The organism is Kitasatospora sp. NPDC015120, from assembly GCF_043080305.1.
Taxonomy (GTDB): domain Bacteria; phylum Actinomycetota; class Actinomycetes; order Streptomycetales; family Streptomycetaceae; genus Kitasatospora.
The window spans coordinates 134,767-150,377 of record NZ_JBIBVJ010000013.1; the positions used below are offsets into that span (position 1 = coordinate 134,767).

Below are 15,611 nucleotides of genomic sequence, written 5' to 3' on the forward strand. Positions count from 1 at the left end.
CGATGCCTGCATCAGTCGAAGAGATCACCAACGCGCTGCGGGAGTCGGTCAAGGAGACCCGGCGGCTGCGGCTGCGCAACGACGAGCTGGAGGCGAAGCTCGGCGAGCCGATGGCGATCGTGGCCATGGCGTGCCGGCTGCCCGGCGGGGTGAACTCGCCCGAGGAGTACTGGCGGCTGCTGTCCGAGGGCCGGGACGCGGTCTCCGGCTTCCCGGCGGACCGCGGCTGGGACCTCGCCGGGCTGTTCGACCCGGACCCCGACCACCCGGGGACCTCGTACGTCCGCGAGGGCGGTTTCCTGGAGGGGGTGGCGGGCTTCGACGCGGAGTTCTTCGGGATCTCCCGGCGCGAGGCGCTCGCCATGGACCCCCGGCAGCGGCTGCTGCTGGAGACCACCTGGGAGCTGTTCGAGAACGCCGGGGTGGACCCGGCGGGCCTGAAGGGCAGCCGGACCGGGGTGTTCGTGGGCGCCGGTCCCACCGACTACCCCCACGCCATCGAGGGGTACGCGGTCGCCGGGACCACCCCGAGCGTGCTGTCGGGCCGGCTGTCCTACGTGTTCGGGCTGGAGGGCCCGGCCCTCACCGTGGACACCGCGTGCTCGTCCTCGCTGGTGGCGCTGCACCTCGCGGGGCAGGCGCTGCGGGCCGGTGAGTGCTCGATGGCCGTGGTCGGCGGCGTGGCGCTGATGTGCAGCCCGAAGGTGATCGTCGAGTTCAGCCGCCAGCGGGCGCTGTCCGCCGACGGCCGGTGCAAGGCCTTCGCCGACGCCGCGGACGGCTTCGGGTTCGCCGAGGGCGTCGGCCTGGTGCTGCTGGAGCGGCTCTCCGACGCCCGGCGCCTGGGGCACGAGGTGCTCGCGGTGATCCGGGGGTCGGCGGTGAACCAGGACGGCGCGTCGAGCGGGCTGACGGCGCCGAACGGGCCGTCGCAGGAGCGGGTGATCCGCCAGGCGGTGGCGGACGCGGGCCTGACCCTGCGCGACGTGGACGTGGTGGAGGCGCACGGCACCGGGACGACGCTCGGCGACCCGATCGAGGCGCAGGCGCTGCTGGCCACCTACGGTCAGCAGCGGCCGCAGGGCCGGCCGCTGCTGCTGGGGTCGGTGAAGTCCAACATCGGCCACACCCAGGCCGCGGCCGGGGTGGCCGGTGTGATGAAGATGGTGCTGGCGATGCGCCACGGGGTGGTGCCCAGGACCCTGCACGTCGACGAGCCGAGCCGGCACGTCGACTGGTCGGTGGGCGACATCGAGCTGGCGGTGGAGCCGGTGCCGTGGCCCGACAGCGGACAGCCGCGCCGGGCGGGCATCTCCTCGTTCGGGGTCAGCGGCACCAACGCCCACCTCGTCGTCGAACAGGCCCCCGCCGCCCGGCCGCCCGCCCCCGGGGCCGGCGCGCCGGCGGGGGAGGGGCTGCCGGTCCTGGCGTGGGTGCTGTCGGGGCGCGGCGAGCGCGGTCTGCTCGGGCAGGCCGCCCGGCTCGCGGAGTTCGCCGCGGCCCACCCGGACGTCCCCGCGCCGGACACGGCCCGCGCACTGCTGCGGCGCGCGGCGCTCTCCCACCGGGCCGTCGTGCTCGGCTCCACCCGGGCCGGACTGCTCGCCGGACTGGACGCCCTGGCCGCCGAGCAGCCCTCGGCCGCCCTGGTCCGGGGAACGGCGCGCACCCGGTCCGGGGAGGCGGTGCTGGTCTTCCCCGGCCAGGGGTCCCAGTGGCGGGGGATGGCCCTGGGGCTGCTGGAGGCGTCCCCGGTCTTCCGCGACCGGCTCGCGGCCTGTGAGCAGGCGCTCGCCCCGTTCACCGGCTGGTCGGTGCGCGACGTGCTCCGGGAGGCGCCCGGCGCCCCGGACCTGGACCGGGTGGACGTCGTCCAGCCGGTGCTGTTCGCCGTCATGGTGTCGCTGGCCGCCCTGTGGCGGTCCGCGGGCATCGAGCCCGCCGCGGTGGTCGGGCACTCCCAGGGCGAGATCGCGGCCGCCTGCGTGGCGGGCGGGCTGTCCCTGGAGGACGCGGCCCGGGTGGTGGCGCTGCGCAGCCGCGCCCTGCGCTCGCTCTCGGGCCTGGGGGCGATGGCCTCGCTGGGCCTGGGGCCCGAGGAGGCCGAGGCGCGGCTGGCCCGGTGGGACGGCCGGCTGGTGGTCGCGGTGGTGAACGGACCGGGCTCCGTGGTGGTCTCCGGGGACGCCGACGCGATCGCCGAACTGGTGGCCGAGCACCGGGACTCCGAGGTCCGGGTGCGGCTGCTGCCCGTCGACTACGCCTCGCACTCGCCGCACGTCGAGCGGATCCGCGAGGAGCTGCTCGCGCAGCTGGCCGGGATCACCCCCGGCCCCTCGCGCATCCCGTTCTACTCGGCGGTGACCGGCGGCCAGTTCGACACCACCGGGCTGGACGCGGACTACTGGTACCGCAACCTCCGCCGGCCGGTGCGCTTCGACGAGGCCGTCCGGACCCTGGCCGACCGGGGCTACGAGCTGTTCGTGGAGGCGAGCCCGCACCCGGTGCTCACCGTCGGCGTGGAGGAGACGCTCGCCGCCGTGGACGCCGCCGCGGTCGTCATCGGAACGACGCACCGCGACCGCGGCGGCCCGGACGACTTCCTCGGCTCGGTCGCGCAGGCGTACGTCCGCGGCGTTCCGGTCGCCTGGGAGGCGCTGCTCGGCGGGGGCGGGGACGGCGGCGTCAGGCTGCCCTCGTACGCGTTCCAGCGCGAGCACTTCTGGCAGGACCCGGCCGCGCCGTCCAAGGACGCCCTCGGGCGGGCGGGACTGCGGGCCGGTGCGCATCCGATGCTCGGCGCCGCGATCGACGTCGCCGGCACCGGCTCGGTGGTGCTCTCCGGCCGGCTGTCGCCGCAGACCCACGGGTGGCTGGCCGACCACGCCGTCCAGGACCAGGTGCTGCTCCCCGGCACCGCCTTCGTCGAGCTGGCCCTGCGCGCCGCGGCCGAGACCGGCTGCTCCGGCGTCGAGGAACTGACGCTGGAAGCCCCCATGCTGATCCCCTCGGCGGGCGCCGTCCAGCTCCAGGTCGTCGCCGGGGCGCCGGACGACTCCGGCAAGCGCCGGGTGACGGTGTACTCGCGGCCGGAGGACACCTCCGTCGACGGCGAGTGGACCTCCCACGCCGTCGGCGAGCTGACCGCCTCGCCGCGCGCGGAGGACTTCGCCGACCTCGTGCTCTGGCCGCCGGCCGGGGCGCAGGCGCTGCCCGTCGACGGGATCTACGGCGGGTTCGCGGAGCGCGGCTACGCGTACGGCTCGGCCTTCCGCGGGATCCGCCGGGCCTGGCGCCGCGGCGACGAGGTCTTCGCCGAGGTCGGCCTCCCCTCCCGGCAGCGCGACGAGGCCGGGCGGTTCGGAGTCCACCCGGCCCTGCTGGACGCGGCGGCCCAGGCGGCCGGGATCCTCATGCCGCAGGAGGGCGCCGGGGCCGGCACGGGCCTGTGGCTGCCGTTCGTGTTCAGCGAGGTCGCCCTCGCCGCGTCCGGCGCGGCCGACCTGCGGGTCGGGGTGCGGCGGATCGGCCCGGACCGGGTGGCGCTGACGGCCGCGGACCTCGACGGCCGGCCGGTCGTCTCGGTGGGGACGATCGTGGTGCGCCCGGTCTCGGCCGGGCAGTTGCGGGCGCAGGACACCGGGGCGCGGCGGGACGCGCTCTTCCGGCTCGACTGGACGCCCGTCACCGCGACCGCCTCCGGCCCGGGCGCGGCCCGGCCGCGCTGGGCGGTGCTGGGCGCGGACCGGGCGGCGCTGGTGCGCCGGCTCGCCGACGCCGGTGCGGCCGTCGACGGCCACGACGACCTGGCCGGGCTGCGCGCGGCGCTCGCCGCCGGCGCGCCCGTGCCCGACCTCGTGGTCCTGGGCGTCCCCGAGCCGGCCGGACCGCTCTCCGGGGACGGCGAGGACCCCCTGACCGCCCGCGTCCGGGCGGTCGCCGGGCAGGCGCTGACGGCCGCCCAGGAGTGGCTGGAGGCCGACGAACTCGCCTCCGCCCGCCTGGTGTTCAGGACGCAGGACGCGGTCGCGGCGGTGGACGGCGACGGCCTGACGAGCCTGGCCTCCGCCACGGTGTGGGGCCTGGTGCGCAGTGCGCAGACGGAACACCCGGGCCGGTTCGTCCTGGTCGACGACGGCACCGGGGCGGAGGACACCGGATCCGCGCAGCACTGGGCGGCGGTCGCGGACAGCGACGAACCCCAGTTCGCCGTGCGGGCCGGCCGGCTGCTGGTGCCGAGGCTGGCCCGGGCGGACGGCGGCGAGAGCCTGACGCCGCCCGCCGGGGCGGACGCCTGGCGCCTGGAGTGCGGCGGCACCGGGACGCTGGAGGGGCTGAGGCTGGCCCCGGCCCCGGCGCCCGCCGGACCGCTCGGTCCGCGCGAAGTGCGGGTGGCCGTGCGCGCGGCCGGCCTCAACTTCCACGACGTGGTCGTCGCGCTGGGGCTGCTCCCCGGGGAGACGGACCTCGGCGGCGAGGGCGCGGGCACGGTGACGGCGGTCGGCAGCGAGGTCCACGACCTCGCGCCCGGGGACCGCGTCCTGGGCCTGCTGACCCACGCGTTCGGCCCGGTCTCGGTGACCGATCACCGGCTGCTCGCCAGGATCCCCGAGGGGTGGTCGTTCGAGCAGGCCGCCTCGGTGCCGGTGGCCTTCCTCACCGCGCACTACGCGCTCTACGGGCTGGCCGGGCTGCGCTCCGGCGAGTCGGTGCTCGTGCACGCCGCGGCCGGCGGGGTCGGCATGGCGGCCGTCCAGCTGGCGGAGCACCGCGGCGCGCGGGTGTTCGCGACCGCCAGTGAGGGCAAGTGGCCGGTCCTGCGGTCCGCCGGACTGGACGACGCGCACCTCGCGTCCAGCCGCACCCTCGACTTCGAGCGGCACTTCACCGGGACCACCGGGGGCCGGGGCGTGGACGTCGTGCTGAACTCCCTGGCCGGGGAGTTCGTCGACGCCTCGCTGCGGCTGCTGCGGCCCGGCGGACGGTTCGTCGAGATGGGCAAGACCGATGTCCGGGACGCCGAGGAGGTCGCCGGCCGCCACCCGGGGGTCGGCTACCGGGCCTTCGACCTGAACGAGGTCGGCCCGGAGCGGATCCGCGGCATGTTGGCCGAGATCATGGAGCTGTTCCGCGCCGGTGCGCTGGCGCTGCCGCGGCTGACCACCTGGGACGTGCGCCGCGCCGTCCCGGCGTTCCGCCACATGAGCCAGGCCCGGCACGTCGGCAAGATCGTGCTGACGGTCCCGAAGGCGCCGGACCCCGAGGGGACGGTGCTGGTCACCGGCGGGACCGGGACCCTGGCCGGGCTGGTGGTGCGGCACCTGGCCGGGCGCGGCGCCCGGCACTTCGTGCTGCTGAGCCGCAGCGGCCCCGCGGCGCCCGGCGCGGACGAGCTGCGGGCCGGGCTGGCGGAGCTGGGCGCGAGCGTCGACCTGGTCGCCTGTGACGTCGCGGACCGGGCCGACCTCGCCAAGGCCCTGGCCGCGGTCCCGGCGGACCGCCCGCTGACGGCGGTGGTGCACGCGGCCGGCGTCCTCGACGACGGGGTGCTGCCCTCGCTCACCCCGGAGAAGATCGACGCGGTCCTGCGGCCCAAGGCCGACGGCGCCCTGCACCTGCACGAGCTCACCGCGGGCGCCGATCTCGCCGAGTTCGTGCTGTTCTCCTCCGGCGCCGGGCTGACCGGCGCCCCCGGACAGGGCAACTACGCGGCCGCGAACGTGTTCCTGGACGCGCTCGCCGCCCACCGGCGGGCCGCCGGCCTGCCGGCGACGTCGACGGCGTGGGGCCTGTGGGAGGAGACCAGCGCGCTGACCGCCGGCATCACCGGCTCCCACCGGGCCCGCATCACCGGGTACTTCGCCCCGCTGTCCACCCCGCAGGCGCTGGCGGTCCTCGACGCCGCCCGCGGCTCCGCCGAGCCCGTGCTGCTGGCGTCCCGGGTGCGCACCGACCGGCTGCGGGCGCTCGCCCGCGAGGGCCACCTGCCGGCGCTGTGGCGCGGACTGATCGCCACCCCGGTCCAGGTGCGGGCGGTGAGCGCCGACCCCGCCACCGGGGTGGCGCGGCAGCTGGCGTCGCTGGGGGAGGAGGAGCGGCTGGAGTTCCTGCTCCGGCTGGTGCGCTCGCACGCCGTGGCCGCCCTGGGCGGCGGCGACGCGGAGGCCATGGAGCCGGACCGGCCGTTCCGCGACCTCGGGTTCGACTCGCTCACCGCCGTCGACTTCCGCAACCGGCTGGCCGGCGCGACCGGCGGCCGGTTCCCGGCGACGCTGGTCTTCGACCACCCGACCCCGGCCGAACTCGCCGCGCACCTGCGGACGAAGCTCGTCCCGGAGGCGGCGCCGAGGCCGGAGCCGGTGCTCGACGCGATCGACGGCCTGGAGCGGTCCCTGCTGGGGGAGGCGGCGGACGAGGAGCTGGGGGAGCGGATCACCAGGCGCCTGCGGACGCTGCTGAGCCGCTGGGACGACGCCCGCCCGCAGTCCGGGGCGCCGTCGTCCGGGGCGGCGGAGGTCGCCGTCGACTCCGCGAGCGACGACGAGCTCTTCGCCCTGCTCGACGGGGACTTCCCCGACACGCCCTGAGGCCCGTGCCCGGACCCCCGCCGTCCGCCGGGCGGGGGTCCGACGCGGTGGCCCGGGGCCTGTCCCCCGGATTTCGCCGGCCCCGGTGAGGATCCGGAGACAGGCCCCTAGGCTCCGCTCCCGCCGCAGAGCCGCTGGGCGCTCTCCAGGCACAGCGCCTCCGCCGCGGAGGTGGTGAGGCGGTGGGCGGCGGCCTCCGCGGCGGCGGTGTGCTGGAGGCCGATGACGGCGGCGGCGAGCCAGCCGGCGGGGTGGGAGCGGTCGAAGACGCCCTCCTGCTGGCCCCGCCGCACGAGGCGCTCCAGCCGGGGCGGCACGACCTCGGAGAGGGCGTTCTGGCCCGGCCGCGGGGCCCCGGGGACGGTGGGGTCGAGCAGCAGGGGGTGGCGCAGCAGGAACTGCCAGCCGGCGCCGAGGAAGCGGGCCAGGGCCTCGGCGGGCGGGCCGGTGTCGAGGTCCGCCTCGTCGAGCGCGGCGAGGTACTCGCCGGACGCGGCCTCGGCGAGGGCGGACACCAGGGCGTCGCGCGAGGCGAAGTGGGCATAGACGGTCTGCCGGGTGACGCCGGCCTTGGCGGCGATGTCCTCCATGCTCGCGTCGCGCCGTTCGGCGAGCAGCACTCCGGCCGCGTCCAGGATGGCGGCGATGCTGCGCCTGGCGTCGGCCCGGAGGCGGCGTCGGGGGGCGGTGTGGTGCGGATCGTCCATGGTTCGACGGTAAGCGTTCCATCGAAGACTTGACAAGACGTAAGAGATGTCCAAGTCTTACGTCATGTCAAAGAAAAGCTTGGGTGGCGATCATCCGGCGGTCGAGGCACACGGTCTGGTCAAGGTCTACAAGGGCAACCGGGCACTGGACGGGATCGACCTCACGATCCCGCGCGGTCAGGTCTTCGGGTTCCTCGGTCCCAACGGGGCGGGCAAGACCACCACGATCCGGATCCTGGCCACCCTGACGGGGCTGGACGGCGGCACGGCCCGGGTCCTCGGCCACGACGTGCGGACCGAGGCGGACGCGATCCGCTCCAGGGTGGCGTTGACCGGGCAGTACGCCTCCCTCGACGAGGACCTGACCGGCTACGAGAACCTGCTGATCCTCGGCAGGCTGCACGGCCTCTCCCGGGCCGCCACCCGCCGGCGCGCCGACGCCCTGCTCTCCGCGTTCGACCTGACCGAGGCGGCCGGCCGCGCGGTGGGCGGCTACTCGGGCGGCATGCGGCGCCGGCTCGACATCGGCGCCAGCCTGATCATCACCCCCGACCTGCTGTTCCTCGACGAGCCCACCACCGGCCTCGACCCCCGCAGCCGCAACCAGGTCTGGGAGCTGGTCCGCCGGGTCGCCGCGGCCGGCACCACCGTGCTGCTCACCACCCAGTACCTGGAGGAGGCCGACCAGCTCGCCGAGCAGATCGCGGTCATCGACCACGGCCGGATCGTCGCCGAGGGCACCAGCGCCCAGCTGAAGGCCCAGGTCGGCTCCGGCACCCTGCACCTGCGGCTGCTCGACGGCGACCAGCGTCCGCAGGCCCTGCAGATCCTGGCCGCGACCGTCGAGGGCGCCGTCCAGCTCGCCGCCGACCCGCTCAGCCTGTCCGTGCTGCTCGCCGACCGGCCGCACGCCACCGACGTGGCCCGGCTGGTCGGGCACGCCATGACCCGGCTCGCCGACGCGGGCGTGGGCGTCGCGGACTTCTCCCTCGGCCAGCCCAGCCTGGACGAGGCCTTCCTCACCCTGACCGGCCACCGGGCCGGCCAGGGCGCCGACGACCACGAGGAGCCGAGCCCATGAGTGCCCCTGCCGTCCCCGTCCGCCCCGCCACGGCGGAGTCCGACCCGATCGACGTCCTGCTCGCCGAGGGCCGCGAACGCCACCGCGCCGGGGCGCTGACGGCCTCGGCCGCCTTCGGCCGGCGCGCCCTGCTCAAGATCAAGCACGATCCCAAGCAGCTGGTGGACGCGACCGCCATCCCGATCCTGCTGACCGTCCTGTTCACCTACCTGTTCGGCGGGGCGATCAGCGGCTCGACCAGCGAGTACCTGAAGGCGCTGCTGCCCGGCGTGCTGGGCATGAGCATCTCCATCGTCACCATGTACGGCGGTGCCCGGCTGGCCCAGGACATGCAGACCGGGGCCTTCGACCGCTTCCGCGGCCTGCCGGTCTGGCGCGGGGCCTTCGTCTTCGGCGGACTGCTCAGCGACGCCGGGCGCTACCTCTTCGCCTCCACCATCGTGGTGGGCCTCGGCCTGCTCATGGGCTACCGGCCCGACGGCGGCGTGGTGGGCGTGCTCGCCGCCGTCTGCCTGGTCATCGCCTTCGGGGTCGCGCTGTCCCTGGTGTGGTCCATGCTCGCCCTGGTCGTCCGCGACCCGGCCGTCGTCCTCAGCATCGCCAACGCCGTGCTGATGCCGCTCTCCTTCGCCAGCAACATCTTCGTCACGCCCACCACCATGCCCGGCTGGCTCCAGGCCTTCGTCGACGTCAACCCGCTCAGCCACCTCGCGACCGCCGCCCGGGACCTGATGAACGACACCGGCGACGCCGGCGGCGCGGTCCTGTGGTCCCTCGCCGCGACCGCCCTCATCGTCCTCGTCTGCGCCCCGGTCACCCTGCGCCTCTACAGCAAGCAGGGCTGACGCCCCCCGGCCCCGCCGGCGGGCGACCGCACCGCGGGAGCCCGGGGCGAGCCCCCTGCGAGAGCCCGTGCGAGAGCCCCGCCCCTTCCGGGCGGGGCTCTCGCATCGCTCCGCTCAGACGCCGGCGCGCATCGCGGCCGCCAGCCGGGCGACCGTGGGGTTGTCGAAGAGCTTGCGCAGGCCGTCCTCCTGGCCCTCGGTCATGCCGAACTCCCGGCCGATCCGCTCCAGGACGCCGATCGCGTGCAGGGAGTCCCCGCCGAGCTCGAAGAAGTTGTCCTCGGTCCCGAAGTCGTCACGCTCCAAGGCCTCCTGCCAGATCCGCAGCAGGGTGCGCTCCAGGTCGTCCCGCGGAGCGGTCGGCCCGGCGCCGGCCTGCTGCTCGCGCGGGGCGGGCAGGGCCGAGACGTCGACCTTGCCGTTGGCGCTCAGCGGCAGCTTCGGGATGAGCAGGTAGTGGCGCGGCACCATGTACGCGGGGAGGACCTCCTCCAGCGCGGCGCGCAGCTCGGCGGCCTCCGGGTGGGCCCGTCCCGCGGGGGCCTCCCCCCGCTCGGGCACCAGGTAGGCGACCAGCTGCCGGCTGCCCGTGCGGGGGTTGGTGTCCACGGCGACCAGCGCGTCCTGGACGCCCGGGTACTGCCGCAGCGGGGCCGTGATCTCGCCGAGCTCGATGCGGTAGCCGTTGAGCTTGATCTGCGAGTCCTCGCGCCCCAGGAAGTCGATGTCCCCGCCCGGGAGGTAGCGCCCGAGGTCGCCGGTGCGGTAGAGCCGCTCCCCGGTGCGCGGGTGCGTGATGAAGCGCTCGGCCGTCCGCTCGGGATCGGCCCAGTAGCCGCGGGCCACGCCCACCCCGCCGATGTGGATCTCACCCGTCGCCCAGACCGGACAGGGCTCCAGCCACTGGTCGTAGACGTGCATGGTCTGGTTGGCGAGCGGCTTGCCGTAGGGGATCCGCGACCACTCCGGGGGCACCTCGCCGATCGGGTACGCGATCGACCAGATGGACGCCTCGGTGGCGCCGCCCTGGCTCATCACCACGGCCTGCGGGTAGAACCCGCGGATGCGGTCCGGCAGGGCCACCGGGATCCAGTCGCCGCTCAGCATGACCAGCCGCAGGCGGTCGCCGGGCGGGGCGGCGGCGGGGTCGTGCGCCTCGATCCACACCTGCATCAGGGCCGGCACGCTGTTCCACAGCGTCACCCCGTGCCGCTGGACCAGCTCCGACCAGTGCTGCGGTTCCTGGGAGCGGTCCGGATCCGGCAGGACGACCGCGCCGCCCGCCGCCAGCAGGCCGAAGACGTCGTACACCGAGAGGTCGAAGCTCAGCGCGGACAGCGCCAGCACGCGGTCCCGCGCGGTGACCCGGTAGCGGTCGTTGAGGTCCTGGACGGTGTTCGCCGCGGCCCGGTGGTCGATCATGACGCCCTTGGGCGTGCCGGTCGAGCCGGAGGTGAAGATCACGTAGGCCAGGTCGTCCGGGGCGGGACCGGTGGTCGGCGCGGTGGCCGGGGCGGAGCGCACCTCCTCGTCGTCCAGGGTCACCAGCCGCACGCCCTCGGGCCAGCAGAGCTCCTCCCGCAGCTTCGGGGTGGTGACCACCACCTCGACCCGGCCCTGCCGGATCAGCTGCTCGCGCCGGGCGGCCGGCCAGCCCGGCTGGACCGGCAGGTAGGCGGCCCCGGACCGGGTGACGCCGAGGGCCGCCGCGACCTGGGCGTACCCCTTCTCGGCGATGACGGCGACCAGGGTGTTCGGCGTCGCGCCGAGCGACTGCAGCGCGTGGGCCAGCCGGTGGGTGTCGTCGAGCAGTTCGCCGTAGCTGTGCTCGCCGTCGGCCGAGATCACCGCGACCGCGTCCGGCGTGCGCGCCGCCTGCTCCTCGACCAGGCCGCAGAGCGTCCGCTCGGGGATGGGCGTGCCGGTGGCGTTGGCCAGGCGGCGTTCCTCGGCCTGGGCCCGCGGAAGCAGGACGAGCTCCCGCTCGTCCCAGCCGGCCTCGTCGACGAGCCGCTCCAGGGCGGCGTGGTGGGCCCGGAACATCTCGTCCACCATGCCGTCGGGGAACAGCCCCTCGACGTAGTCCCAGTTGACCAGCAGTTCGCCGCGGTCCTCCAGCACCTGGTAGTCCAGCCAGACCTGCGGCGTCTGGCTGACGCCGTACACGACGTCGCCGAACACCTGGGCGGTCCCGGCGGGCCCGGCCGCGGAGTCGAAGCCGATCATGCTGGTGAACACCACCGGCATCGCGGCCCCCGGCCGGCCGCCGAGCCGCCGGGCCCGCTCCCGCAGGACGCGGACGCCCGAGTAGCCGGAGTGCCCGAGGTCGTCCAGCAGCTGGTGGTGCAGCTGCTTGGCGCGCGCGGTGAAGGAGTCGCCCGCATCGGCCCGGCTCTCCAGCAGGACCAGCGAGGTGAAGTCGCCGATCACCTCGCCGAGCTGCGGGTGCAGCGGCGGCCGGTTGAACAGCGTCAGGTTGAGGGTGAGGTCGGGGCGCTTGGACCAGCGCCGCAGCACGTCGGCGTAGACGGTGACCAGCACCGCCGACGGGGTGAGCCCCCGGCGGCGGGCGGTCTCCTTGACGGCGGACCACTGCTCGCGCGACAGCCGGGCGTGGTGCCGGGCGAACCGCGGGCGCGAGAGCTGCCCGGGCTGGACGGCCAACGGCAGTTCCGGGGCGGGCGGCAGCTGGTCGAGCCGGTCCAGCCAGTACTGCTTGTCGGCCTCGAAGCGGGCCTCGCCCTGCCGGCGCTGCTCGGCGAGCACGAAGTCGCGGAAGGTGACCTCGATGGGCTCGGGCGGGGAGTCCGGCCGGCTGTAGAGCCGGAACCAGTCGCGCTGGAAGATGCCGAAGCTGTACCCGTCGATGACCAGCATGTCCAGGCTCAGGTGCAGCCGCCAGCGCCGCTCGTCCAGCCGGGTCGCGTGGACCTCGAACAGGGGCCAGCGGTCGGCGGGCAGGACCTGGTGCGCCAGCCGCTCGCGGATCCGCTCGATCCCCGCCTCCTGCGCCGCCTCGTCGAGGCCGCACAGGTCCGTCACGCCGATGTCGTACGGCGGGACCTCGGGCAGGACGCGCTGGCGGCCGTCGGGCTGGATGACCGCCCGGAGCATGTCGTGGCGCCGCACCAGCTGGTCGAGGCTGCGGCCCAGCCTCGGCACGTCGAGGTCGGCGGCGTCGAACTCCAGGTAGCAGTGCGTGGAGTTGCCGCCGAGCTCCACCGACGGCGTCCGCCCGACCCAGTACGCCTGCTGGATGTCCGTCAGCGGGAAGGGCTCGTGCCGCTGCGACGGCTGCGGTTCGATCCGCGCGGGCTCCTCCCGGGCCGGGGAGCGCGTGATGATCTCGATGAGTTCGTCCCGGCGGAGCTTGATCTCCTCGCGCAGTTCGGAGGTCAGCGCGCCGGGTGGGGCCGTCAGGTGGAGTTGGCCGTAGACCACTCGCATCCTGATGCCGCGGCGGTACAACTCGGCGAAGAGGTCCGTGCTCACATGCCTGCCTTCCTGGCGTTAGAGGATGAGTTCTTCGACGTCGCCGGCGGCCTCGGGCGCCTCGTCGCCGGACACGACGAGACGCTGGGCCGCGAGCGAGCGGCAGACCAGGTCGACGATGTCCGCGACGGTGGTGTCACCGAGCAGGCGCTGCGGCGGGACGTCCACGAGGAGTTCCGTGCGGAACTGGTCCCTGAGCCGCATCGCACGCAGTGAGTCCAGGCCGAGTTCGCCCAGCCGGGAGTCGGGGAACCGGGCGCGCAGCTCGTCCCGGCCGGCCGCGGCCGGCCCGGTCATCGCGGACACCCGGTCGAAGAGGAGGTCGGTGAGCGCCCGCCCGGCCGCGCGCGGCTCCTCGACGGCGAGCCGCGACAGTGCGTCGGCGTCCCACCGGACGGCGTCCTGCGGTCCGGCGTCCTGCGGTCCGGCGCCCCGCGGCCCGGGGGCCGCCGGGAGCGCGGGGTCCTGGGCGCTCCGCGGGTCGATCCAGTACCGGCTGCGCTGGAACGGGTAGCCGGGAAGACCGGTCCGCCGGGCGCCGGTCGCGGTGAAGGCGGCCTGCCACGCGAGCGTCGCCCCGGCCGTCCACGCCCGGGCGAGCAGGTCCAGCACCGCCTCGGGAGTGGTGAGGGCGCCCGGGTCGAGCACCAGGCAGACCGTCGCGCCCTGCTCCCGCGCGAGGGCGGGCAGGTCCGCGGCCGTGGTGTGCAGGAAGTCGCCCTTCGCCCAGTGGCCCGGGTCGTCCGGCGCGGCGGGGGAGACGACGGTGAGGCCCGGGGCCGCGTAGCCGAGCCGGTCGGCGGTGGCCCGCAGCCCGTCCGCGGCGCCGTCCGCACCCTGCGCCGCCCGCGAGGCCGCGGCCGCGAGCGCGGCGGCGTCCTCCGCCGACAGCACGCCGGCGGCGCAGGCCGCGGCGATCTCGCCGGTCCCCGCGCCGGCGACGAACTGCGGCGCCGGCCCGAACGCGCACAGCAGCCGGTACAGCGCGAGCTGCAGCGCGAACGCCGCGGCGCCCCGGTGGGCCGTCAGCGGCCCGCCGAGCGCGGCCTCCAGCCGGGTGCGCAGCTCCTCGTACGCCTCGGCGAAGACGGGGAAGCGCGCGGCCAGCGCCGGGGCCGGGTCGCCGGAGCCCGGCTCGCCGCCGGGGAAGACCACCGCCGGCCTCGCGGCCGCGGCCGTGCCGGTGACCAGGCCGGGCGCCTCCTCGCCGCGGGCCAGCGCCGCGAGCGCGAGGAGGAGGCCGTCCCGGGAGGTGCCCACGCAGACCGCGCGGTGCCGCAGGCCCGCCCGGGTCCGGGCGAGCGAGATCCCGATGTCCGCGGCGCGGGAGTCCGGCCGGGCGGACACGGCGGCGGAGAGCTCCGCGGCCATGGCGCGCAGCGCCGGCCCGGTCCGTGCCGACAGCACCCAGGGCATGGCGAGGTCCGCCGCGCCGCCGGGCGCGCCGGCGGACCCGCCGTCCGCCGCCGGGGCCTGTTCGACGATCAGGTGGGCGTTGGTGCCGCTGATGCCGAACGAGGAGACGCCCGCCCGCCGGGGGCGGCCCAGGTCCGGCCACGGCGCCGCCCCGCTCGCCAGCACGACCGTGCCGGCGGACCAGTCGACATGGGGGGACGGCCGGTCGACGTGCAGCGTCCGCGCGTGCACTCCCGCACGGATGGACATCACCGTCGTGATCACGCCCGCCACCCCGGACGCGCACTGGGTGTGGCCGATGTTCGACTTGACCGACCCCAGCCGCAGCGGCCGGCCGGCCGCCCTGGACTCGCCGTAGGTGGCGATGACGGCCTCGGCCTCGATCGAGTCGCCCAGCGCCGTGCCGGTCCCGTGCCCCTCCACCGCGTCCACCTGGTCGGGGGTGAGCCCGGCGGTCTCCAGCGCCCGGCGGATGACCGCCTCCTGCGCCGAACGGCTCGGCGAGGTCAGGCCGTTGGTCGCGCCGTCCTGGTTGACCGCGGACCCGCGGATCACCGCGAGCACCTCGTGGCCCTCGCGCTGCGCCACCGACAGCCGCTCCAGCACCAGCAGCCCGGCGCCCTCGCCGAAGCCCATGCCGTCCGCGGCGGCCGCGAAGGGCTTGCACCGCCCGTCCCCGGCGAGCGCGCCGCGGCGGGCGAACTCGACGACGACGTCCGGGGTGGCCATGACCGTGACGCCGCCGGCCAGCGCGAGCTCGCAGTCGCCGCGCCGCAGGGCCTGGCAGGCCAGGTGGACGGCGACCAGCGAGGACGAGCAGGCCGTGTCGACGCTGATGGCCGGCCCGTGCAGTCCCAGGTGGTAGGCGACCCGGCCCGAGGTCGTGCTCGGGGCGCCGCCGACGACCAGCTGGCCCGCGACGTCCGCCGGGAGGGCGGCGTGCGCACCGGCGCCGTAGTGGGAGTAGGAGACGCCCGCGTAGACGCCGGTCCGGGTGCCGCGCAGGGCGGCCGGATCCAGCCCGGCGTGCTCCACCGCGTCCCACGCGGTCTCCAGGAGCAGCCGCTGCTGCGGGTCCATCGCCAGCGCCTCGTGCTCGCCGAGCCCGAAGAACCCGGCGTCGAAGAGGTCGGCGCCCGCGACGAACCCGCCCTGGTGCGCGGCCGGCGCCGCACCGGCGTCCGGACCGGCCAGGCCGACGGCCCCCCAGCCGCGGTCCTCCGGGAACGGCGCGATGCCGTCGCCCTCCGCGGCCACGAACCGCCACAGTTCCTCGGGGGAGCGCAGGCCGGGGGGAAGGCGGCAGCCCATGCCGACGATCGCGATCGGTTCGTTCTCCCTGAGTTCGGCCTCGCGCAGTCTCCGGGTGGCGCGCTGGAGTTCACCGGTGGCCTTCTTCAGGTACTGACGCAGCTTCTCTTCATCAGCCATCGGTCGTGCGGCTCCCCTGTGAATTGTCCGGCCCAATTGGCGCACCCGGAGG

At 76.0% G+C, this 15,611-nt stretch carries 6 protein-coding genes; 3 read left to right on the forward strand and 3 right to left on the reverse strand.

Translation table 11 applies throughout. From position 1 onward, the window contains the following. Positions 1–65: 65 nt before the first annotated feature. On the forward strand, positions 66–6,587 hold the full coding sequence (locus tag ACF1AK_RS26090; protein ID WP_391501298.1) for a type I polyketide synthase: 6,522 nt from the start codon (positions 66–68) through the stop codon (positions 6,585–6,587). 107 nt (positions 6,588–6,694) lie between these two features. Here the strand turns inward: ACF1AK_RS26090 and ACF1AK_RS26095 are convergent, their stop codons facing one another. Then, the gene (locus ACF1AK_RS26095; RefSeq protein WP_391501250.1) at positions 6,695–7,294 is read right to left on the reverse strand and encodes a TetR/AcrR family transcriptional regulator; all 600 of its coding nucleotides are present in this window, start codon (positions 7,292–7,294) and stop codon (positions 6,695–6,697) included. A 64-nt stretch (positions 7,295–7,358) separates the two neighbouring features. Between ACF1AK_RS26095 and ACF1AK_RS26100 the strand changes: the two genes are divergently transcribed. Further along, complete coding sequence (locus ACF1AK_RS26100; protein ID WP_391501251.1) at positions 7,359–8,375, forward strand: ATP-binding cassette domain-containing protein; 1,017 nt, start codon at positions 7,359–7,361, stop codon at positions 8,373–8,375. Then, positions 8,372–9,220: an ABC transporter permease gene (locus ACF1AK_RS26105; protein WP_391501252.1), complete on the forward strand. Its 849-nt coding sequence runs from the start codon at positions 8,372–8,374 to the stop codon at positions 9,218–9,220. Before ACF1AK_RS26100 ends, ACF1AK_RS26105 begins: the two co-directional genes overlap by 4 nt. 114 nt (positions 9,221–9,334) lie before the next feature. Here ACF1AK_RS26105 and ACF1AK_RS26110 read toward each other — a convergent pair whose 3' ends face one another. Both ACF1AK_RS26110 and ACF1AK_RS26115 read right to left on the reverse strand, forming a co-directional pair. Continuing rightward, positions 9,335–12,712 (reverse strand): amino acid adenylation domain-containing protein, encoded by a 3,378-nt coding sequence (locus ACF1AK_RS26110; protein WP_391501253.1) that lies wholly within the window; start codon positions 12,710–12,712, stop codon positions 9,335–9,337. 18 nt (positions 12,713–12,730) lie between these two features. Then, complete coding sequence (locus ACF1AK_RS26115; RefSeq protein ID WP_391501254.1) at positions 12,731–15,559, reverse strand: type I polyketide synthase; 2,829 nt, start codon at positions 15,557–15,559, stop codon at positions 12,731–12,733. Positions 15,560–15,611: the final 52 nt, after the last annotated feature.